The organism is Caballeronia choica (assembly GCF_001544535.1).
GTDB classification, from domain to species: domain Bacteria; phylum Pseudomonadota; class Gammaproteobacteria; order Burkholderiales; family Burkholderiaceae; genus Caballeronia; species Caballeronia choica.
Genome location: NZ_FCON02000039.1, coordinates 1 through 20,358, shown reverse-complemented (window position 1 = coordinate 20,358; position 20,358 = coordinate 1). Strand labels below are relative to the sequence as shown.

Sequence of the window (20,358 nt, the reverse complement as noted above, 5' to 3'; positions counted from 1 at the left end):
AGACAACCATGGCCAAGATGAGAGCCGTCGACGCAGCCGTCCTCGTGCTGGAAAAAGAAGGCATCGACACCGCGTTCGGCGTGCCGGGCGCAGCGATCAACCCGTTCTACTCGGCATTGCGCAAGGCAGGCAGCATCAGCCACGTGCTGGCGCGCCACGTCGAAGGGGCATCGCACATGGCCGAAGGCTATACGCGTGCGGCTCCCGGCAATATCGGCGTGTGCATCGGCACGTCGGGGCCCGCGGGCACCGACATGATCACGGGCCTCTACTCGGCGCAGGCCGATTCGATCCCGATCCTCGCGATCACCGGCCAGGCGCCGCGCGCGCGTCTCTACAAGGAAGACTTCCAGGCCGTCGATATCGAATCGATCGCCAAGCCCGTCACGAAATGGGCCGTGACCGTGCGCGAGCCGGCACTCGTGCCGCGCGTGTTCCAGCAGGCGTTCCACTTGATGCGCTCGGGCCGTCCGGGTCCGGTGCTGGTCGACCTGCCGATCGACGTGCAGATGGCCGAGATCGAATTCGACATCGACACCTACGAGCCGCTGCCGATCTACAAGCCGAAAGCGACGCGCGCGCAGGTCGAGAAAGCGCTGACCATGCTGAACGACGCCGACAAGCCGTTGATCGTGTCGGGCGGCGGCGTGCTGAACGCGGCGGCCGAAGACCTGCTCGTGCAGTTCGCGGAAACGCTCGGCGTGCCGGTGATCCCGACGCTCATGTCCTGGGGCGCGATCCCCGACGACCATCCGCTGATGGCCGGCATGTGCGGCCTGCAGACGTCGCACCGCTACGGCAACGCGACGATGCTCGCCTCCGACTTCGTGCTCGGCATCGGCAACCGCTGGGCGAACCGTCATACGGGCAGCGTCGAGGTGTACACGAAGGGCCGCAAGTTCGTGCACGTCGATATCGAACCGACGCAGATCGGCCGCGTATTCGGCCCGGATCTCGGCATCGTGTCGGATGCGAAGCTGGCGCTCGAACTGTTTGTCGAGGTGGCGCGTGAATGGAAGGCCGCGGGCAAGCTGAAGGACCGCGGCGCATGGGTCAAGGATTGTCAGGAACGCAAGCGCACGATGCTTCGCAAGACGCACTTCGAAAACGTGCCGATGAAGCCGCAGCGCGTCTACGAAGAGATGAACCAGGCGTTCTCTCGCGATACCTGCTTCGTCACGACGATCGGTCTCTCGCAGATTGCGGGCGCGCAGTTCCTGCATGTGTTCAAGGCACGCAACTGGATCAACTGCGGTCAGGCCGGCCCGCTCGGCTGGACGATTCCGGCAGCGCTCGGCGTGCGTGCAGCGGATCCGCAGCGCCAGATCGTCGCGCTTTCCGGCGACTACGACTTCCAGTTCATGATCGAGGAACTCGCGGTCGGCGCGCAATTCAAGCTGCCGTACATCCACATCGTCGTGAACAACTCGTACCTTGGGCTGATCCGCCAGGCGCAGCGCGGCTTCGAGATGGACTACTGCGTGCAGCTCGCGTTCGACAACATCAATGCGCCTGAACTGGAAGGCTACGGCGTCGATCACGTCGCGGTGGCCGAAGGCCTCGGCTGCAAGGCGATCCGCGTGCACAAGCCCGAGGACATCGCACCGGCGCTCAAGCAGGCTCAGGCGCTGATGGCCCAGTACAGCGTGCCGGTCGTCGTCGAGATGATCCTGGAGCGCGTGACGAACATTTCGATGGGCACCGAGATCGACGCGATCAACGAGTTCGAGGAACTCGCGGAACGCAAGGAAGATGCGCCGACCGCGATCAGCCCGCTCGACTGATAGAGCGAGTCGAAAGCAACCACTGAGCAACCACTGACCGACCATCAGGAAAAAGACATGCCGAAATTTGCTGCGAACCTGACCATGCTGTTCAACGAAGTCCCGTTCCTCGACCGCTTTGCGGCGGCGGCGGATGCGGGCTTCGAAGCGGTCGAGTTCCTGTTTCCGTATCCGTATTCGATCGGCGATCTGCAGAGCCGTTTGCGGGACAACAACCTGAAGCTCGTGCTGCACAACCTGCCGGCGGGCAACTGGGAAGCCGGCGAGCGCGGCATCGCATGCCTGCCGGATCGCGTGGGCGAGTTTCGTGATGGCGTCGGGCGTGCGATCGAGTATGCGAAGGCGTTGAAGGTGCCGCAACTGAACTGCCTCGTCGGCATTCCGACGGCCGGCGTGAGCCGCGAACAGGCTCGCGCGACGATCATCGAGAACCTCGGCTTCGCGGCGTCCGCGTTGAAGAAGGAAGGCATCAGGCTGCTCGTCGAGCCGTGCAACTCGTTCGACATTCCCGGCTTCGCGCTGAACCGCTCGGGCGAAGCGCTGGACGTGATTCAAGCGGTCGGCTCGGACAACCTGTTCCTGCAGTACGACATCTATCACATGCAGCGCATGGAAGGCGAACTGGCCGCGACGATCAAGAAGAACCTGCCGTCGATCGCGCATGTCCAGCTCGCCGACAACCCCGGCCGCAACGAACCGGGCACGGGCGAGATCAACTACGCGTATCTCTTCGCGCTGCTCGATTCGATCGGCTATGCAGGCTGGATCGGCTGCGAATACAAGCCGCGTTCGACGACGACCGAAGGCCTCGGCTGGCTTCAGGAAATCGCGGGCTGGCCCGCATCGAACAACGTACGCGCTGCTGTTTGAGACATCAGCAATCATCTTGCAGGGGACCTGAGTGCCCGCAACTGCATGAGACCAGAGTAAGGAGACTTTGAAGCATGGCAACAATCGGATTCATCGGCCTCGGCATCATGGGCGCGCACATGGCGCGCAACCTTCTGAAGGGCGGGCACAAGCTGGTCGTGAACGGCAAGTTCCCGGTGCCGGACGACATCCGCGCGCAAACCAGCGTGGTGGCCGACTCCACCGCCGTCGCGCAGACGAGCGAAATCATCATCACGATGGTCCCGGATACGCCCGATGTCGCGAACGTCCTGTTTGCCGATGACGGCATCGCCAACGGGCTGACGAAGGGCAAGCTCGTGATCGACATGAGCTCGATCTCCCCGCTCGACACGCAGGAGTTCGCGAAGAAGATCAACGCACTCGGCTGCGATTATCTCGACGCCCCCGTATCGGGCGGCGAAGTCGGCGCGCGCGAAGCGACGCTCACGATCATGGTCGGCGGCCCACAGCGCTCGTTCGATCTCGCGAAGCCGCTCTTCGACCTGATGGGCAAGAACATCTCCCTCATCGGCGACAACGGCGCGGGACAGACCTGCAAGGTCGCGAACCAGATCATCGTGGCGCTGAACATCGAAGCCGTGGCAGAAGCGCTGCTGTTCGCATCGCGTTCGGGCGCCGATCCGGAGCGCGTGCGTAAGGCACTGATGGGCGGCTTCGCATCGTCGCGGATCCTCGAAGTCCACGGCGAACGCATGACCAAGCGCACGTTCAATCCGGGCTTCCGTATCGAATTGCACCAGAAGGACCTGAACCTGGCACTCGATGGTGCACGCAAGATGGGCCTTGCCCTGCCGCACACGGCAAGCGCACAGCAACTCTTCAGCGTCTGCGCCGCGAATGGCGGCAAGGCGTGGGACCACTCGGGCATGGTGCGCGCGCTCGAAATCATGTCGAATCACAAGGTTGCCGAAGAGCCGGCGGAAGCGGCCAAGGCAGCCTGAACCGTGGGGCGTCCCGCGTATGGGCACGCGGGACAACTGCCGCCCTGGGCTGAGGGTGGCAAGTGGGGTCCGAGAGCGGCACCCGGCGGGCGCCGGGGAAGCCTTGGTCGGTCAGACGGTTTTCGTCGGGTGTCCGCGTCGGATTTAGCTTGGGGTTGGCTCGATCGTTGCGTTTGGTACATGTCATTGGCATGTCATCGAGCGTCGCGGCCGCGTCAGCCCTTTTTGTTTTTACAACTCCTGCTGACGAATCTCAGAACTATCTGGTGGACCGCGCGACTAAAGTGCCTAGACTTCGCGAGCGGTATAACCGTGGTTAGTGTCGTTACTGTCGTTACTTAAGGAGTTGAAACATGGGTATTCTTAGTTTTATCAAGGACGCAGGTGAGAAGCTGTTCGGCGCGGTATCGGCGCCTGCACAGGCCGCTCCGGCCGCAGCCCCCGTCGATGTCGCGGCGCTGAACCAGAAGGCCGGCGACGCGATCGCCACCTATATCCGCTCCCAGGGCCTCAACGCCGACAACCTGCAAGTCACGTACGACGGCGCCTCGCATACGGTCACGGTAGCGGGCCAGGCCGCCGATCAGGCGACCAAGGAAAAGATCCTCGTCGCAGCGGGCAACGTGCAGCACGTCGACAAGGTCGACGACAAGCTGACCGTGCCGAACCCGGCGCCGGAATCGCAGTTCCACACGGTCGTATCGGGCGACAACCTCTGGAAGATCGCCGAGAAGTACTATGGCAGCGGCGCGAAGAACGACCTGATCTTCGAGGCAAACAAGCCGATGCTGAAGAGCCCGGACAAGATCTATCCGGGACAGGTATTGCGCATTCCGGCTGCTGCCTGAACGCACTGCCGCCGCGAGTCTGAAAAACGCGAACTTCGGTTCGCGTTTTTTTATTTCAGTACGTGTCGAATATCTGCTGGATGGCGGCGGCATCCGTGATGCCGGCGGCCAGTGCCAGCATGAGCAGCACGCGGGCCTTGTAGGGGTTGAGCGTACCGGCGCTGACCGAACCGAGCGCATCGTCCGGTGCCGCGCCGTTGCGCATCACGTGCCCCGAGCTGACCCGCGATGAACGCACGACCGCGACGCCCTTCCCGATCGCATCGGCGAGGGCTTGCTGAAGCGTCGCGTGCACCGAACCGTTGCCGGTTCCCGCGATCACGAGACCCTTGACGCCCGCCGCGACGAACGCATCGATTGCCGCGCGCGATGCACCCGCATAACTCGCCACGATCTCGACCGAAGGCAACGCGGCTTCCAGGTCGAACTGGCTTTGCGCAGTATGCCGGCGCACGACCGCACGCTGGAATTCCACGCGACCGTCCTGCACCCAGCCGAGCGCGCCGACCTCAGGTGAACGGAACGCATCGACGGCGTAGGTGCTGGTCTTCGTGACGTCGCGGGCACTGTGAATCTGGTTGTTGAACGCGACCATGACGCCCTGCTTCGCCGCGCTCCCATGAGCGGCCACCGTCACCGCATTCAGCAGGTTCAACGGACCATCGGCGGATAGCGCGGTCGACGGACGCATCGCCGCCGTCAGTACGACGGGCTTCTCGCTTTTCACCGTCAGGTGCAGCAGGTAGGCGGTTTCCTCGAGCGTATCGGTGCCATGCGTGACGACGACGCCATCGATGTCGTCTTGCGCGAGCAGCACGTTGATGCGCTTGCCGAGCGTGACCCAGAGGGCCGTGCTCATGTCCTTGCTGTCGATGCTCGCGACCTGCTCCGCGTGGATGCGCGCGACTTGCGAGAGCGCGGGCACGGCGTCGAGCAGTTTGTCGACGCCCACGACGCCCGCCTTGTAGCCTGCGGTTTTCGACGCATCGCCCGCCTGGCCCGCGATGGTTCCGCCAGTCGCGAGAACGGCGATGCGCGGCAGTGAAATATTCGATGTAGTCATGCCCCCAATTGTAGTTCAGCAATCGAAGCCATGACCGAGACTCAGGCCGCCTCGCGCAACTGGCTTGCGATTTCGGCCTCGTTGAGTTGCGGCGCAAACATCTCGATCAGCCGATACGCGTACGCCCGCAAGAACGCGCCCTTCCTCAACCCGACGCGCGTCGTGCTCGCCTCAAAAAGATGCTGCGTGTCGAGTGCGACGAGTTCGGTATCGCGCTTCGCGTCGTAGGCCATCGCCGCAACGATCCCGATGCCCATGCCGAGTTCCACATACGTCTTGATCACGTCGGCATCGATCGCGGTCAGCACGACATCGGGCAGCGCACCCGCTTTTGCAAACGCCTGGTCGACGTGCGAACGGCCGGTGAAATCGTTGTCGTAGGTGACGATCGGGTACTCGGCGATTTCATCCAACGTGATGTTCTCGCGGCCGACGAGCGGATGATCCTTCGGCACGACCACCGTGTGATGCCACGAATAGCACGGGAACGTGACGATGTCGGGATAACGGTCGAGCGCTTCGGTCGAGATGCCGATGTCCGCTTCGCCGTTGATGATCATCTGCGCGATCTGCTGCGGACTGCCCTGGCGCAGCGCGAGATGCACCTTCGGAAAGACTTCCGTGAACTGGCGGATCACCTTCGGCAACGCGTAGCGGGCTTGCGTGTGCGTGGTCGCCACGACCAGATGCCCGTTGTCCTGGTCGGCGAACTGGCGCGCGACGCGGCGCAGGTTCTCCGCATCGAGCAGCATCCGCTCGATCAGCTGATGCACTTCCTTGCCCGGCTCGGTGAGGCCCGTCAGGCGCTTGCCTCGACGAATAAAGATATCGACGCCAAGTTCATCCTCGAGGTCCTTGATCTGCTTCGACACGCCCGATTGCGACGTGTAGAGCACATTGGCGACCTCGGTCAGGTTCATGTTCTGGCGCACCGCTTCACGCACGAAGCGCAGTTGCTGGAAATTCATGTCGGTCTCTTCTTCTCGATGTCATTGCGCGGGAAACACGCGCAGCACGCGCGGCACGGCGGTCACGCCGTCGCCGATATTCAGGTTGAGATCGCGCCACGTTTCGCGATCGAGCTCCGCTTCGAGCACGTTGCCTTCGCTGCCTTCCAGTTCGATGCGCACCGAGCCGCCGAGCGTCACGACGCGCCGCACATCGACGACGATGCCGTCGCGATGGCCCGACTCCGTCGGATACAGCGTGAGATCGTGCGGCCGCACATACGCGAGCGCGGGGCCGGAAAAATTCGCCGCGGCGGCGATCGGTTTCGCGGCGCCCTGCGCAACAAAGCCATTCGCGTCGACGCTGCCCTTCAGCCGGTTCGCCGCGCCGAGGAATTCGTAGACGAACGAAGTCTGCGGATGATCGTACACGTCCTGCGGGCTGCCGACCTGCTCCACGTGTCCCCGATTCAGCACGACGATCCGGTCCGCCACTTCGAGCGCTTCTTCCTGATCGTGCGTGACGAAGATCGTCGAGATGTGCAGGTCGTCGTGGAGACGCCGCAGCCAGCTTCGCAACTCCTTGCGGACCTTGGCGTCGAGCGCACCGAACGGTTCGTCGAGCAGCAGTACCTTGGGCTCTACGGCGAGCGCACGGGCCAGCGCGATGCGCTGCCGCTGGCCGCCCGACAACTCCGACGGAAATCGCTGCGCGAGCCAGTCGAGTTGCACGAGCTTGAGCAGTTCATGCACCTTCTCGCGGATCACGGCTTCGGTCGGCCGCTCACGGCGCGGCTTCACGCGCAGCCCGAACGCGACGTTCTCGAACACCGTCATGTGACGGAACAGCGCGTAGTGCTGGAACACGAAGCCGACCTGACGCTCGCGTGCGCCGACTGTCGCTACGTCCTCGCCGTGCAGCACGACCTGTCCGGCGTCGGCATATTCGAGGCCCGCGATCACCCGCAGGAGCGTGGTCTTGCCGCAGCCCGAAGGTCCGAGCAGCGCGACGAGTTCGCCCGCCGGAAAGTCGAGCGTGACGTTGTCGAGCGCGGTGAAATCGCCGAAGCGCTTTTGCAGGTTGCGAACGATGATGCTCATGATGGTCCAGGCCTTTCAGTTTTGAACAGAAGTCACCGGCGCCTCATACGGCACGGCCTGCGCTTCCTTGATCGATTGCGCCATGCGGCGTTCGGCGAGCAGCTTGAGCCCGAGCGTGACGAGCGCGAGCATCGCGAGCAGCGACGCGACCGCGAACGCGGCCGAGAAGTTGTACTCGTTGTAGAGGATCTCGACGTGCAGCGGCATGGTGTCGGTTTGTCCGCGAATGTGGCCCGACACCACCGATACCGCGCCGAATTCGCCCATCGCCCGCGCATTGCACAGGATCACGCCATAGAGCAGGCCCCACTTCACGTTCGGCAGCGTCACGCGGCGGAAGGTCTGCCAGCCCGACGCGCCGAGCACGTGCGCGGCTTCTTCCTCGTCGTTGCCCTGCGCCTGCATCAGCGGGATCAGCTCGCGCGCGACGAACGGGAACGTCACGAAGATCGTCGCGAGCACGATGCCGGGCACGGCGAAGATGATCTGCACGTCGTGCGAGATGAGCCACGGGCCGAACCAGCCCTGCGCCCCGAACATCAGCACGTAGATCAGGCCGGAGATCACCGGCGAGACGGAGAACGGCAGGTCGATCAGCGTCGTGAGCAGTGCCTTGCCCCGGAACTCGAACTTCGCGATCGCCCACGACGCCGCGAGCCCGAACACCACGTTCAGCGGCACGGCGATCGCGGCGGTCAGGAGCGTGAGCTTGATCGCGGACCACGCGTCCGGGTCCTTGAGCGACTCGAAGTAATAGTCGACGCCCTTGCTGAACGCCTGCACGAACACGGCCGCGAGCGGCACGACGAGAAAGAGCGCGAGGAACACGAGCGCGATCGTGGTCAGCACGTAGCGCACGACGCGCGATTCGGTGACGGGATCGAGCTTGTGCTCGGCCAGGCGCGCGGGTGCGTCGATCGATACGGCTTTGGGGCTCGGCGTGCTCATGCGCGGCTCCCTTCGATGTGCAGCGATCCGGCGACCGCGGGCACCGCGCCCGTCCGGCTCGTGCGGCGCTGCAGGAACCACTGGAGCGTGTTGATCAAGAGCAGCATCAGGAACGACACGCAGAGCATCACGACCGCGATCGCCGTGGCGCCCGCGTAGTCGTATTGCTCGAGCTTCGTGATGATGAGCAGCGACGTGATCTCCGACTTCATCGGCACGTTCCCCGCGATGAAGATCACCGAGCCGTATTCGCCGAGCGCCCGCGCGAACGAAAGCGCGAAACCGGTCAGGAGCGCCGGGAACAGCGACGGCAGCACGACGCGCCGGAACGTCAGCCAGCGCGTGGCGCCGAGGCACGCGGCGGCTTCCTCCTGTTCGCGCTCGAAGTCCTCCAGCACCGGCTGCACCGTGCGCACCACGAACGGCAAGCCGATGAACGTGAGCGCGACCAGCACGCCGAGCGGCGTGAACGCGACCTTGATGCCGAGCGGCGCGAGAAATTGCCCGATCCAGCCATTGCCCGCGTAGACGGCGGCGAGCGAGATGCCGGCGACGGAAGTTGGCAGCGCGAACGGCAGGTCCACGACCGCATCGACCACGCGCTTGAACGGGAACGTGTAGCGCACCAGCACCCACGCGACCAGGAAGCCGAACACGGCATTGATCAATGCGCCGCCGAGCGCCGCCGTGAAGGTGAGCCGGTAAGAAGCCAGCACGCGCGGCGAGGTGACCGCGCGCACGAACTGCGCCCAGTCGAGCGTGGCGGTTTTGGCGAATGTGGCCGCGAGCGGAATCAGCACCACGAGGCTCAGATAAGCCACCGTGATGCCGAGTGTCAGCCCGAAGCCGGGCAGCGCGCTCGGCTTGCGGAAAGTGAAAGTGGTCATCCTTGATTCATCCTGTTCCAGCGCGCCGGGGTGTGGCGCATTTCACTGCCTGTCTTTATACGCGGTCGTCATATGCGCCGCTTGGATGCTGCCTGCTGCAAGGACGTCGCGTCGGCGGCGCCCTTTCCCTACGTCTTATTGAGGTTGATAGATCGAATCGAACACGCCGCCGTCGGCGAAGTGGGTTTTTTGCGCCTTGGTCCAGCCGCCGAAGGTATCGTCGATGGTGTAGAGCTTCAGCTTCGGAAACTGCTGCGTGAGCGCGGCCGGGACCTTCGTCGAACGCGGACGATAGAAGTTGCGTGCCGCGATCTCCTGCCCTTCTTCGCTATACAGGTACTTCAGGTACGCCTCGGCGAGCTTGCGCGTGCCATGTTTATCAACCACCTTGTCGACCACGGCGACCGGCGGCTCCGCCAGGATGCTGACCGACGGCACCACGATCTCGAACTTGTCCGACCCGAACTCCTTCAGCGACAGGAACGCCTCGTTCTCCCACGCGATCAGCACGTCGCCCTGCCCGCGCTGCACGAAACTGGTCGTCGCGCCGCGCGCGCCGGAATCGAGCACGCCGGCGTTCTTGTAGAGCTTCGTGATGAACTCCTTCGCGGTCTGCTCGTTGCCGCCGGGCTGGTGCTGCGCATAGGCCCACGCCGCGAGGTAGTTCCAGCGCGCGCCACCGGACGTCTTCGGGTTCGGCGTCACGATGGACACGCCCGGCTTCGTCAGGTCGTTCCAGTCCTTGATCTGCTTCGGATTGCCCTTTCTCACGAGGAACACGATCGTCGACGTGTACGGCGACGCGTTGTCCGGCAAACGCTTCTGCCAGTCCGCGTTGATGAGGCCCTTGCCGGCGAGCGCGTCGATGTCGTAGGCGAGCGCGAGCGTGACGACGTCCGCCTGCAAGCCGTCGAGCACCGCGCGCGCCTGGCCGCCCGAGCCGCCGTGCGACTGCTTGAACGTCACCGCTTCACCGGTGTCCGCTTTCCACTTCTTCGCGAATGCCTGATTGAAGTCCTGATACAACTCGCGCGTCGGATCGTAGGAGACGTTGAGGAACGACGTGTCCGCGTGCGCCTGCCCCACGACACCCAGACCCGCGACCACGCCCAGCACGAGCGCCGCAAAGAGGCCACGCGTGCGCGCGCCCAAACCCGATTTCCGACTATGCATTCCCCGTTCTCCGTCTTATTGAGTTGACGAAGGCAGTCTATCGACCGGTTGTCATTATTAAAAATAATCGTTCTTCATTTTTTAAGATGCAAAAGTGCTAACGACCGGCCGGCGCGGCGTTGCAGCTTCGGAAGCGCTGTGATCGCGGGTGAAATCTCGCCCGGCGCGGCGAACTTAAAGTAAACCTTGAAAAGCGCGGAATACTGTATAAAAATACAGTCACCTGTCCATCCATACAGTGCACCAGAGGCCCGAGCCAGTGACCAAGATGAGCAAACTAACCGCGCGGCAGCTGCAGGTGTTCGAACTGATCCAGCGCGCGATCGACCGAACGGGGTTTCCGCCCACGCGCGCGGAGATCGCCGCCGAGCTTGGCTTTTCGTCGGCGAATTCGGCCGAGGAGCATTTGCGCGCGCTGGCCCGCAAGGGCGTGATCGAACTGGCCGCGGGCGCGTCGCGCGGCATCCGGCTACTTGGCGGCGGCAGTGAAGACGCACCGCATCAGTTCACGCTGCCGCACGCGAGCATCATGCAACTGTCGCTGCCGCTCGTCGGACGAGTGGCCGCCGGCAGCCCGATCCTCGCGCAGGAACACATCGCGAAGCACTATGCGTTCGACCCGGCGCTCTTTTCGAGCAAGCCGGACTATCTGCTGAAGGTACGCGGGCTCTCGATGCGCGACGCCGGCATCTTCGACGGCGACCTGCTCGCGGTACAAAAGAAAAGCGAGGCGAAGGACGGCCAGATCGTCGTCGCGCGCCTTGGCGACGACGTCACGGTGAAGCGCTGGAAGCGCCGCCCGGACGGCGTCGAACTGATCGCCGAGAACCCGGATTACGAGAACATCTTCGTGAAGTCCGGCAGCGCGGAATTCGCGCTGGAAGGCATCGCGGTCGGGCTGATCCGCTCGGGCGAGCTCTGAGCGCGGGGTTGTACCGGGTGTCGTACATATTTAGTACCACCCGGGCACGCGCTCACGCCATTCTTCTATCGATTCAAAGTCTGACGGCTGCCGCTTCCCGGCGAGCCGCGGTGCATCCTGTCGCCTGGAGAACCATCATGGAACGATTTGCCCGTTTGCTGCCCTTTCGCCAGTTCGGTCGCCTGCGTAACCTGCGCTCGTTGATTTCATGCAAGGCGCCGCAGCCCGACGCCACGCCCGGCCTCTTCGACGAACTGCCGGCGCTGCCCTCGCGCCAGCCAGCTTTTGCGCGGGTGTCGCTGAATGCGTCGCTGCATCAGGAAGCCGGGCGGCGCGCGCCGGTGCGCGTGTATCGCGGGCAGTCGCGCGTGATCATGGTCGGCAGCATCGACGAGGTGTCGCGGATGATCGACCGGTGCATCGACGAAGAGCGCGCGGGAATTGCGGGCGGACTTTTCGCTTGATTCGCGCTTGATTCGCATTGTCGGGATAAATCTCGCGTTCGCGTGGTCCATTACCAGACCCACCGTTCACGCGAGGTATCCAGTCGTATGACCCGCACCACCAAGTCGGTTTTTGTCACGTTCGTCGTGCTCGTTGTCGTCGCGGCGCTCGGCTTCGTTTATGCGTCGCCGTATATTGCCCTCGATCGCGTCAAGCGCGCCGCCGACGCGCGCGACGCCCAGACCGTCAACGAGTACGTCGATTTCCCGGCGCTGCGCGACAGCCTGAAGCAGCAGGTGACCGAACTGTTGACGCGGCGCATCGACATACAGAAGAGCGGCAATCCGCTTGCGGTCATCGGGGCGATGATCGGCGCGGCGCTGGTCGGTCCGCTCGTCGATTCGTATGCGACGCCGGATGGCGTCGCCGCGATCCTCAACGGCATTCCGCCGCGCGGCAATCCGGGCGAGCGGCCGCCGGCGCCGGCAAGCGTTGCGGCTGGATCAGGCACGGATACGGCGGGCAGTAGCGCAAACGCTGTGACGAACGGCACGGGTTCACCAACCGTTCCGGCTTCGGGGCTTGCCAGCGGTCAGGAAGCACCGAAGCCGCCGCAGACCACGGCCGGCTACCGGGACTTCAACACCTTCGTGGTGACGTATCAGCACGGCGCGGGCGACGCGCGTTATTCCGCGATCTTCCGGCGTAGCGGCCTGATCTCGTGGAAGCTGGTGGCCGTCGACCTGAATGGGTGACGGCGTTTGCGAAAAACGTTGACTGACCGGCGCGGAAATCGCGCCGTGCAGGCGCGAACCGCTACGCGCCGGCTTTCGGCCTTGACCGTTTCGCGAGGGACGCCGAGTCTTCCGCGCATCGCGGCCGACTATCGGCCCGCCAATCGCTACGCGCTGACTTCCGTCTTGACCGGTTTCGCCGCATACGCCGCGTCCTCGGCAGCATCGGCCGATTCTCCAACCGGACACACGGCCACGAGAATGCTGCACGACACACGGTCGAGCAGCGGCGTGTTGCCTGCGCCCATCCACCAGCGCGCGAGGCCGCTGCGGCATCGATGGCCGACCACCACGAGATCCACCTTCAGCTGATCGGCGAGATGGGCGATTTCATCGATCGGATGGCCGAACGCGAAATGCCCCTGCGCGGGCACGCCGCGCTCCGTGAGCCAGTCGACGCCTTCCTGCAGGATGTCGCGCGCCGCGTCCTCGAATCGTCCGCAGGCCATGTCGGTGAGCAGGCCCGCGCTTTGGGCGATCGACGAACGCATGTCGACGACCGCCAGCACGTGCGTCTCCGCCTTCAGGTCCAGCGCCAGATTGGCGCCATGGCGCAGCGCCTTGCGGCCTTCGCGGGTGCCGTCGTAGCACAAGAGGATTTTCTGATAGCTCGCCATGGTGGATCTCCCAAGCCGCGTGAAGTTCGATGCAGCGGTGTCTGCATGATGGTGCGTCGCCGAGCGGGCGGCAACGATGGAAAACGCTTATGCGGCCCCCCATAAGCTCGCATCGTGCCAGCTTGGCCGAAGCCCTGTCGGCCAAGGCGCTGGCGTTTTCGGCCGTTGCTCCAGCCCGATTTTCGCCGTGTGTGTGCGCACGCGCAGTGCAGCCGGGGCTGCTCAAGCGCCCGCATGGTGCATTGGATTACACTAGCCGGCTCGGCTTCGCCACAAATACGCATGTCAATGCATGGTCGGACGCACACTATGGCAGTTTTGGAACCCTTAACAATCTCGACAGGCCGAGCGGCCATCGACTTCGCTGATGTAAGGAAGTACTACGGCGATAAAGTCGTCGTCGACGGGCTGTCGTTCCACGTCCAGCCGGGCGAATGCTTCGGCCTGCTCGGCCCGAACGGCGCCGGCAAGACGACGACGCTCAAGATGCTGCTCGGCATCACGTCGCCGGATGCGGGCGCGATCCGCCTCGTCGACGAGCCGATTCCCGCGCGCGCCCGCTTCGCGCGCCGGCGCGTGGGCGTCGTGCCGCAGTTCGACAACCTCGATCTCGATTTCACGGTCCGCGAGAACCTGCTGGTGTTCGGCCGCTACTTCGGCATGAGCCACGCGGAGATCGCGGCGCTCGTGCCGTCACTGCTCGAATTCGCGCGGCTCGAAAACAAGGCCGACGCACGCGTGAGCGAGCTTTCGGGCGGCATGAAGCGGCGGCTCACGCTCGCCCGCGCACTCGTGAACGATCCGGACGTGCTCGTGATGGACGAGCCGACCACCGGCCTCGACCCGCAGGCGCGGCATCTGATCTGGGAGCGGCTGCGCTCGCTGCTCGCGCGCGGCAAGACGATCCTGCTCACCACCCACTTCATGGAAGAGGCCGAGCGCCTGTGCGACCGGCTCTGTGTCATCGAGGAAGGCCGCAAGATCGCGGAAGGCCGGCCGCACGAGCTGGTCGAATCGGTGATCGGCTGCGACGTGATCGAGATCTACGGTCCCGATCCGCAAACACTGCGCGATGAACTCGCGCCGTTCGTCGAGCGCATGGAGATCAGCGGCGAGACGCTTTTTTGCTACGTCGACGATCCGCAACCGGTGCATCAGCGCGTGAAGGCCCGGCCGGGCGTGCGCTATCTGCACCGGCCGGCGAATCTCGAAGATGTTTTCCTGCGCCTGACCGGGCGCGAGATGGTGGATTGACCGATATGAACACCTATGACTCGTCTCGCGTGGCGGCCAAGCGCGCCCAAAGCGAGCAACAGAAGCATGCGGGCGGCAAGCACTATCCGTCCGCGATGCCATCGAGCGCGACGAACTGGATTTCGGTCTGGCGGCGCAACTACCTGGTCTGGAAGAAGCTCGCGATCGCGTCGATGTTCGGCAACCTCGCCGATCCGATGATCTACCTGTTCGGCCTCGGACTCGGGCTGGGCCTGATGGTCGGCCGCGTGGATGGCGTCTCGTACATCGCGTTCCTCGCCGCGGGCACGGTCGCGTCGAGCGTGATGATGTCGGCGAGCTTCGAGTCGATGTACTCGGGCTTCTCGCGCATGCACGTCCAGCGCACGTGGGAGGCGATCATGCACACGCCGCTCACGCTCGGCGATATCGTGCTCGGCGAAGTGATCTGGGCGGCGAGCAAGTCGGTGCTGTCGGGGGTCGCGATCATGCTGGTCGCGGCCGTGTTCGGGTACGCGAGTTTTCCGTCGATGCTGCTCGCGCTGCCCGTGATCGCGCTGACCGGACTCGCGTTCGCGAGCAGCACGATGATCGTCACGGCGCTGGCGCCGAACTACGACTTTTTCATGTTCTACCAGACGCTCGCGCTCACGCCGATGCTGCTGCTCTCCGGCGTGTTCTTCCCGATCACGCAGTTGCCCGCGCTCGCGCAGCACATCACGTTGCTGTTGCCGCTTTCACATGCGGTCGAGCTGATCCGGCCGGCGATGCTCGGGCGGCCGCTGGGGAACGTGGCGTTGCATGTCGGCGTGCTGGTCGTTTATTCGGTCGTGCCGTTTTTCATCTGCGCGGTGCTGTTCAGGCGGCGGATGATGAAGTGAACGGTAAGGAGAAAGGCAAATGAACGCGAAAGCAAAACCCTCGCACCGCACTTGGGTTGACCACGACGACGCCCCGGAACTCACTGGCGAGTGGATCGAACAGGCTGAATTGCGTGACGGCGACAAAATAGTGCGCCAAGGTCGCCGCGTCGACAGCGCGAAAACACCGACAACGGTGCGACTCGACAACGAAGTGTCCGACGCATTCCGCATTACTTGAACGCCGCGCTGGCGGACTGGCTCAAGACACATTCGCCGGAGGTGCTCGCGGTCTGAGGTCGGATCCACGCTGCGATGATCGCGAGCAAGCTGGCATAGGACAAAACCGGCCGCGCAGACCGCGGCCCGGCCCATTCGAAGCGAGTTCCCTACTTCACCGGAAACTCCTTGTGCCCTCCAAACCCAAACCGCATCGCCGAGAGCATTCGCTCCGGAAACGCCCCGGCATCGCGTGACTTGAAGCGCGTGTAAAGCGCCGCCGACAACACCTGCGCCGGCACCGCTTCCTCGATTGCCGCCTCGATCGTCCAGCGTCCTTCGCCGCTATCCGCGACCTCCGTCGAGTAGTGTTCCAGCGTGCCGTCCTGCGCGAGCGCGCCCGCCGTCAGGTCGAGCAGCCACGACGACACCACGCTGCCCCGCCGCCACACTTCCGCGACATCGGCGAGATCGATGTCGTAGCGCTGCTCCGGCACGAGATCCTCCGATGCCTTGTGCTTGAGGATATGAAACCCCTCCGCATACGCCTGCATCAGCCCGTACTCGATGCCGTTGTGCACCATCTTCACGAAGTGCCCCGAGCCGACCGGCCCCGTATGCATATACCCCTGCTCGACGCGCGGATCGCGCCCTTCGCGACCTGGCGTCAGCGGAATATCGCCGCGATTGGGCGCGAGCACCGAAAGAATCGGATCGATGCGCCGCACGACGTCCACGTCGCCGCCGATCATCATGCAATAACCGCGCTCTAGCCCCCACACACCGCCCGACGTCCCGACATCGACGTAATGCACGCCCTGCTCGCGAAACTGCGCGGCGCGGCGGATGTCGTCCTTGTAGAAGCTGTTGCCGCCGTCGATCACGACGTCGTCCGCGCCGAGGATCTTGTGCAAGTCGTTCAGCGTGTCTTCCGTGATCTTCCCCGCCGGCAACATCAGCCAGATCACGCGCGGCGCGGCGAGCTTGCTCACCAAATCGCCGAGATCGCCCGCGCCCGTCGCGCCTTCCCCGGCGAGCGCTTGGGTCGCGTCGGGGTTGTGATCGTAGACGACGCAGGTGTGACCGCCGCGCATCAGCCGCCGCCCGATATTGCCGCCCATCCGTCCGAGTCCCACGATGCCGATCTGCATGATGGCTTACTCCTTGCCGTTGGTGCTGCTGGATTTGACGCGCTCGATCTGCTTTTTCGCCTCTTCGTAGACGCGCTCGGGCGTGAAGCCGAACTTCGTCTTCAATGCCTTGAGCGGCGCCGATGCGCCGAACGTATGCATCACGATCTGCGAACCGAGCCGGCCGACATAGCGGTCCCAGCCGAGCGTCGCCGCCTGCTCGACCGCGACCCGCGCGTTCACGTCGGGCGGCAGCACGGAGTCCTTGTAAGCATGGTCCTGCTGCTCGAAGATGTCCCACGACGGCATCGACACCACGCGCGCCGCGATGCCCTCGCCCGTGAGCTTCTCGTACGCGTCGACACACAGCGACACTTCGCTGCCGGTCGCCAGCAGCAGCACTTCGGGCTTCTTGCCGTTCGGTGCGTCGGCGAGCACGTAGGCACCGCGTTTCACCCCATCGGCCGATGCGAACTTCTTGCGATCGAAGGTCGGCAGCGCCTGGCGCGTCAGGACGATGCACGACGGCACATGCGGGCGCGACAGCGCCACCCGCCACGCCATGCCGACTTCGTTGGCGTCGGCCGGACGCAGCGTCGTCAAGCCCGGCACGCCACGCAGCGAGGCGAGTTGCTCGATCGGCTGGTGCGTCGGGCCGTCCTCGCCGACGCCGATCGAATCGTGCGTGAACACGTAGACGACCGGCACCTCCATGATGGCGGAGAGCCGGATCGGCGGCTTCATGTAGTCGCTGAAAATCAGGAACGTCGACGCATACGGCCGCAAGCCCGAGAGCGCGAGGCCGTTGGCGACCGCGCCCATGCCGTGTTCGCGGATGCCGAAGTGCAGGTTGCGGCCGCCGTAGTTGTCGTGCTCGAAGCTGCCGGCGCCTTCGAACTTGAGATTGGTCTTCGTCGACGGCGAGAGATCCGCCGCACCGCCGATCAGCCACGGAATGCGCTGGGCGATCGCGTTGAGCACCTTGCCCGACGAGTCGCGCGTGGCGATGCCCTTCGCATCCGCCTCGAAGACGGGGATGTCGGCATCCCAGTCATCGGGCAATTGCGACGCGCGCATCTGGCTGAACTCCTTGGCGAGTTCGCCATGCTTCTTGCTGTAGTCGTCGAAGCGCTTCTCCCATTCGTCGCGCGCCGCCTTGCCGCGCGCACCCATGCCTTGCGCGAAGCGCTCGCGCACGCCTTCGGGAACGAGGAACTGCGCGTCTTCCGGCCAGCCGTACGCGCGCTTCGCGAGCTTGACTTCCTCCTCGCCGAGCGCTTCGCCGTGCGCCGAGGACGTGTCCTGCTTGTTCGGCGCGCCCCACCCGATGATGCTCTTCACGACGATCAGCGTCGGCCGGTCGGTGGTCGCCTTCGCCTTGTTGATCGCGGCTTCGAGCGCGGCTTCGTCGTTGGCGTCGTCGACGTGCATCGTGTTCCAGTTGTAGCCCCGGAAACGCGATTCCACGTCGTCGCTGTAGGCGAGGTCCGTGTGGCCTTCGATCGTGATGCGGTTGCTGTCGTAGATCCAGATCAGGTTCGAGAGCCGCAGATGGCCCGCGAGGGATGCCGCCTCGTGCGACACGCCTTCCATCATGTCGCCGTCGCCGCAGAGCGCGTAGACGCGGTAGTCGAACAATGCGTTGTCGGGCTGGTTGAAGTGCGCCTCGTGCCAGCGCGCGGCCATCGCCATGCCCACGCTATTGCCGAGACCCTGGCCGAGCGGGCCGGTCGTCGTCTCGACGCCGCTCGTCATGCGGTATTCCGGGTGTCCGGGCGTCTTGCTGTCGAGCTGGCGGAACTGCTTGATGTCGTCGAGCGAGACGGCGGGCGTGTCTTCCGGATTGCCGTGCTCGTCGACGGATTTCACGCCCGCGAGATGCAGCAGCGAATAGAGCAGCATCGACGCGTGCCCGACCGACAGCACGAAGCGGTCGCGATTGGGCCAGAGCGGATCGTCCGGGTCGTAGCGCAGATGGTTCTGCCACAGGTGAAAAGCGACGGGAGCCAGCGCCATCGGCGTGCCGGGGTGGCCGGAGTTGGCCTTCTGCACGGCGTCCATCGACAGCGTTCGAATCGTGTTGATGCAGAGTTGATCGAGTTCGGCGGGGGACTTCGCGGCGGGTTGTGACATGAGCGACGACTCCTTGGAAAGAGCGCGCGCTGAGGCACGACAGGCGCCACAGCGGGCAACCAGGACAATCGAGCAAGTGTAGTGCCTCGACGACGGCACTGCACTGGAAAACCTCAGAGACTCGCCGCACCGGGCTGTGCGGCGGATGTTACGCGGACGGCGCGGCCGCCTGCCTTTCAAAGATTAGCAGCCGCGCGCCCTTGCAGCAGGTCACGACGCTTTACGACACCTCACGACGCTTACGGCGCCGGATTCGGCTGCTTCTCGTGCAGCGCATCGATTTCGGCAAGTATTTCATCGGACAGTTTCACGTCGATGCTGCCAATGTTTTCTTTCAACTGTTCGAGCGACGTCGCGCCGATCAGCGTGCTCGTCGTGAATGGCCGGCTGTTCACGAACGCGAGCGCGAGTTGCGCCGGCGCGAGGCCGTGGCGACGCGCCAGTGCGCAATACGCGTCGGTGGCGGAAATTGCCTGCGGCTTGCTGTAGCGCTGGAACCGCTCGAATAGCGTGATGCGCGCGCCGGCGGGCCGCGCACCGGCTTCGTACTTGCCCGTGAGCCAGCCGAACGCGAGCGGCGAATACGCGAGCAGGCCGATGCCGTCCCGGTGCGTGAATTCCGAAAGCCCGGTTTCGAAATTGCGATTCACGAGGCTGTACGCATTCTGGATGCTGACGATGCGCGGCAGCCCGAGCTTCTCGGCCGCGCGCAGGAACTGGGCGACGCCCCACGGCGTCTCGTTCGACACGCCGACATTACGGATCTTGCCCGCCTTCACGAGCTCGCCGAGCACGGAGAGCGTTTCCTCGATCGGCACCGTGTATTCGTCATCGATATACGGATAGTTCGGGCGGCCGAACGTCATCGTGCTGCGGTCGGGCCAGTGCATCTGGTACAGGTCGATGTAATCGGTCTGAAGGCGCTTGAGGCTGCTGTCGACGGCTTCGGTCAGGTTCGCGCGGTCGAACTGGTTGCCGGACCCGCGAATGTGGCGCGGATTGTGCGGCTGGCGCGCCGGTCCGGCGATCTTGGTGGCGAGCACGATTTTCTCGCGCTGGGCGGGATTCGCCTTGAGCCATGTGCCGATGTATTCCTCGGTGCGGCCCTGCGTCTCGGGACGCGGCGGCACCGGGTACATCTCGGCGGCATCGATCAGGTTCACGCCCTGGGCGAGCGCGTAGTCGATCTGCGCATGCGCCTCGCTTTCCGTGTTCTGTTCGCCCCATGTCATCGTGCCAAGGCCGATCAGGCTCACATCGACGTCCGTCGCCCCTAGTTTCCGATACTCCATCGCTTGATTCCTTTGATTCGTCTGGTTGGTTCACCGGCAAAGATACTGGCCGAACGCCGAAACTACCATAGCCACGCCGGCTCTGCTTCGACGCTAAAATGGCGGGCCCC

At 64.3% G+C, this 20,358-nt stretch carries 20 protein-coding genes; 10 read left to right on the top strand and 10 right to left on the bottom strand.

Annotated features, from left to right (window positions below; all coding sequences use genetic code 11):
* Positions 1–8 precede the first annotated feature (8 nt).
* The 4 genes from gcl to lysM all read left to right on the top strand — a co-directional run bounded on the left by gcl (position 9) and on the right by lysM (position 4,485).
* The gene (gene gcl / locus AWB68_RS18530) at positions 9–1,784 is read left to right on the top strand and encodes a glyoxylate carboligase (RefSeq protein WP_087645805.1); all 1,776 of its coding nucleotides are present in this window, start codon (positions 9–11) and stop codon (positions 1,782–1,784) included.
* A 57-nt stretch (positions 1,785–1,841) separates the two neighbouring features.
* Positions 1,842–2,654, top strand: coding sequence for a hydroxypyruvate isomerase (hyi, locus tag AWB68_RS18525; RefSeq protein WP_087645804.1), 813 nt, complete (start codon positions 1,842–1,844; stop codon positions 2,652–2,654).
* A gap of 74 nt (positions 2,655–2,728) precedes the next feature.
* The gene (locus AWB68_RS18520; protein ID WP_087645803.1) at positions 2,729–3,637 is read left to right on the top strand and encodes a 2-hydroxy-3-oxopropionate reductase; all 909 of its coding nucleotides are present in this window, start codon (positions 2,729–2,731) and stop codon (positions 3,635–3,637) included.
* Positions 3,638–3,990: 353 nt separating this feature from the next.
* Positions 3,991–4,485: a peptidoglycan-binding protein LysM gene (lysM, locus tag AWB68_RS18515; protein ID WP_087645802.1), complete on the top strand. Its 495-nt coding sequence runs from the start codon at positions 3,991–3,993 to the stop codon at positions 4,483–4,485.
* A gap of 55 nt (positions 4,486–4,540) precedes the next feature.
* Here lysM and AWB68_RS18510 read toward each other — a convergent pair whose 3' ends face one another.
* From AWB68_RS18510 to AWB68_RS18485, 6 genes are all read right to left on the bottom strand, one after another.
* Positions 4,541–5,548 carry an asparaginase gene (locus AWB68_RS18510; protein WP_087645801.1) on the bottom strand — a complete coding sequence of 336 codons (1,008 nt, stop codon included), beginning with the start codon at positions 5,546–5,548 and terminating at the stop codon, positions 4,541–4,543.
* Between the two features lie 41 nt (positions 5,549–5,589).
* A complete protein-coding gene (locus tag AWB68_RS18505) occupies positions 5,590–6,516 on the bottom strand; it encodes a CysB family HTH-type transcriptional regulator (protein WP_087645800.1) in 927 nt (308 codons plus the stop codon).
* A 21-nt stretch (positions 6,517–6,537) separates the two neighbouring features.
* A complete protein-coding gene (locus tag AWB68_RS18500) occupies positions 6,538–7,596 on the bottom strand; it encodes a sulfate/molybdate ABC transporter ATP-binding protein (RefSeq protein WP_087645799.1) in 1,059 nt (352 codons plus the stop codon).
* A 15-nt stretch (positions 7,597–7,611) separates the two neighbouring features.
* Positions 7,612–8,544: a sulfate ABC transporter permease subunit CysW gene (gene cysW, locus AWB68_RS18495; RefSeq protein WP_200828731.1), complete on the bottom strand. Its 933-nt coding sequence runs from the start codon at positions 8,542–8,544 to the stop codon at positions 7,612–7,614.
* Positions 8,541–9,431, bottom strand: coding sequence for a sulfate ABC transporter permease subunit CysT (gene cysT, locus AWB68_RS18490; RefSeq protein WP_087645798.1), 891 nt, complete (start codon positions 9,429–9,431; stop codon positions 8,541–8,543). The genes cysW and cysT overlap by 4 nt, the downstream gene beginning before the upstream one ends.
* Before the next feature lie 135 nt (positions 9,432–9,566).
* A complete protein-coding gene (locus tag AWB68_RS18485; protein ID WP_087645797.1) occupies positions 9,567–10,604 on the bottom strand; it encodes a sulfate ABC transporter substrate-binding protein in 1,038 nt (345 codons plus the stop codon).
* 268 nt (positions 10,605–10,872) lie between these two features.
* On the opposite strand from AWB68_RS18485, the gene lexA reads away from it, so the two are divergent.
* The 3 genes from lexA (at position 10,873) to AWB68_RS18470 (ending at position 12,725) form a co-directional block, all read left to right on the top strand.
* The gene (gene lexA / locus AWB68_RS18480) at positions 10,873–11,526 is read left to right on the top strand and encodes a transcriptional repressor LexA (protein WP_087645796.1); all 654 of its coding nucleotides are present in this window, start codon (positions 10,873–10,875) and stop codon (positions 11,524–11,526) included.
* A gap of 137 nt (positions 11,527–11,663) precedes the next feature.
* Positions 11,664–11,990, top strand: coding sequence for a hypothetical protein (locus AWB68_RS18475; protein WP_087645795.1), 327 nt, complete (start codon positions 11,664–11,666; stop codon positions 11,988–11,990).
* Between the two features lie 87 nt (positions 11,991–12,077).
* The gene (locus AWB68_RS18470; RefSeq protein ID WP_087645794.1) at positions 12,078–12,725 is read left to right on the top strand and encodes a DUF2939 domain-containing protein; all 648 of its coding nucleotides are present in this window, start codon (positions 12,078–12,080) and stop codon (positions 12,723–12,725) included.
* A 146-nt stretch (positions 12,726–12,871) separates the two neighbouring features.
* On the opposite strand, the gene AWB68_RS18465 is transcribed toward AWB68_RS18470, so the two are convergent.
* Positions 12,872–13,381, bottom strand: a complete 510-nt coding sequence (locus AWB68_RS18465) for a universal stress protein (RefSeq protein ID WP_087645793.1) — start codon at positions 13,379–13,381, stop codon at positions 12,872–12,874.
* Between the two features lie 309 nt (positions 13,382–13,690).
* Here AWB68_RS18465 and nodI point away from each other — a divergent pair, with 309 nt between their 5' ends.
* Genes nodI through AWB68_RS18450 form a run of 3 tightly spaced genes read left to right on the top strand, consistent with a single transcriptional unit; the run spans position 13,691 to position 15,715 of the window.
* Positions 13,691–14,635, top strand: a complete 945-nt coding sequence (gene nodI, locus AWB68_RS18460) for a nodulation factor ABC transporter ATP-binding protein NodI (protein ID WP_087645792.1) — start codon at positions 13,691–13,693, stop codon at positions 14,633–14,635.
* 5 nt (positions 14,636–14,640) lie between these two features.
* A complete protein-coding gene (gene nodJ / locus AWB68_RS18455) occupies positions 14,641–15,495 on the top strand; it encodes a nodulation factor ABC transporter permease subunit NodJ (RefSeq protein ID WP_087645791.1) in 855 nt (284 codons plus the stop codon).
* Between the two features lie 19 nt (positions 15,496–15,514).
* Positions 15,515–15,715 (top strand): BrnA antitoxin family protein, encoded by a 201-nt coding sequence (locus tag AWB68_RS18450; protein WP_087645790.1) that lies wholly within the window; start codon positions 15,515–15,517, stop codon positions 15,713–15,715.
* A 148-nt stretch (positions 15,716–15,863) separates the two neighbouring features.
* On the opposite strand, the gene gnd is transcribed toward AWB68_RS18450, so the two are convergent.
* From gnd to AWB68_RS18435, 3 genes are all read right to left on the bottom strand, one after another.
* Positions 15,864–16,844, bottom strand: coding sequence for a phosphogluconate dehydrogenase (NAD(+)-dependent, decarboxylating) (gene gnd / locus AWB68_RS18445; protein ID WP_087645789.1), 981 nt, complete (start codon positions 16,842–16,844; stop codon positions 15,864–15,866).
* 6 nt (positions 16,845–16,850) lie between these two features.
* A complete protein-coding gene (gene tkt / locus AWB68_RS18440; protein WP_087645788.1) occupies positions 16,851–18,956 on the bottom strand; it encodes a transketolase in 2,106 nt (701 codons plus the stop codon).
* Between the two features lie 239 nt (positions 18,957–19,195).
* Positions 19,196–20,248: an NADP(H)-dependent aldo-keto reductase gene (locus AWB68_RS18435; RefSeq protein WP_087645787.1), complete on the bottom strand. Its 1,053-nt coding sequence runs from the start codon at positions 20,246–20,248 to the stop codon at positions 19,196–19,198.
* Between the last annotated feature and the right edge of the window lie 110 nt (positions 20,249–20,358).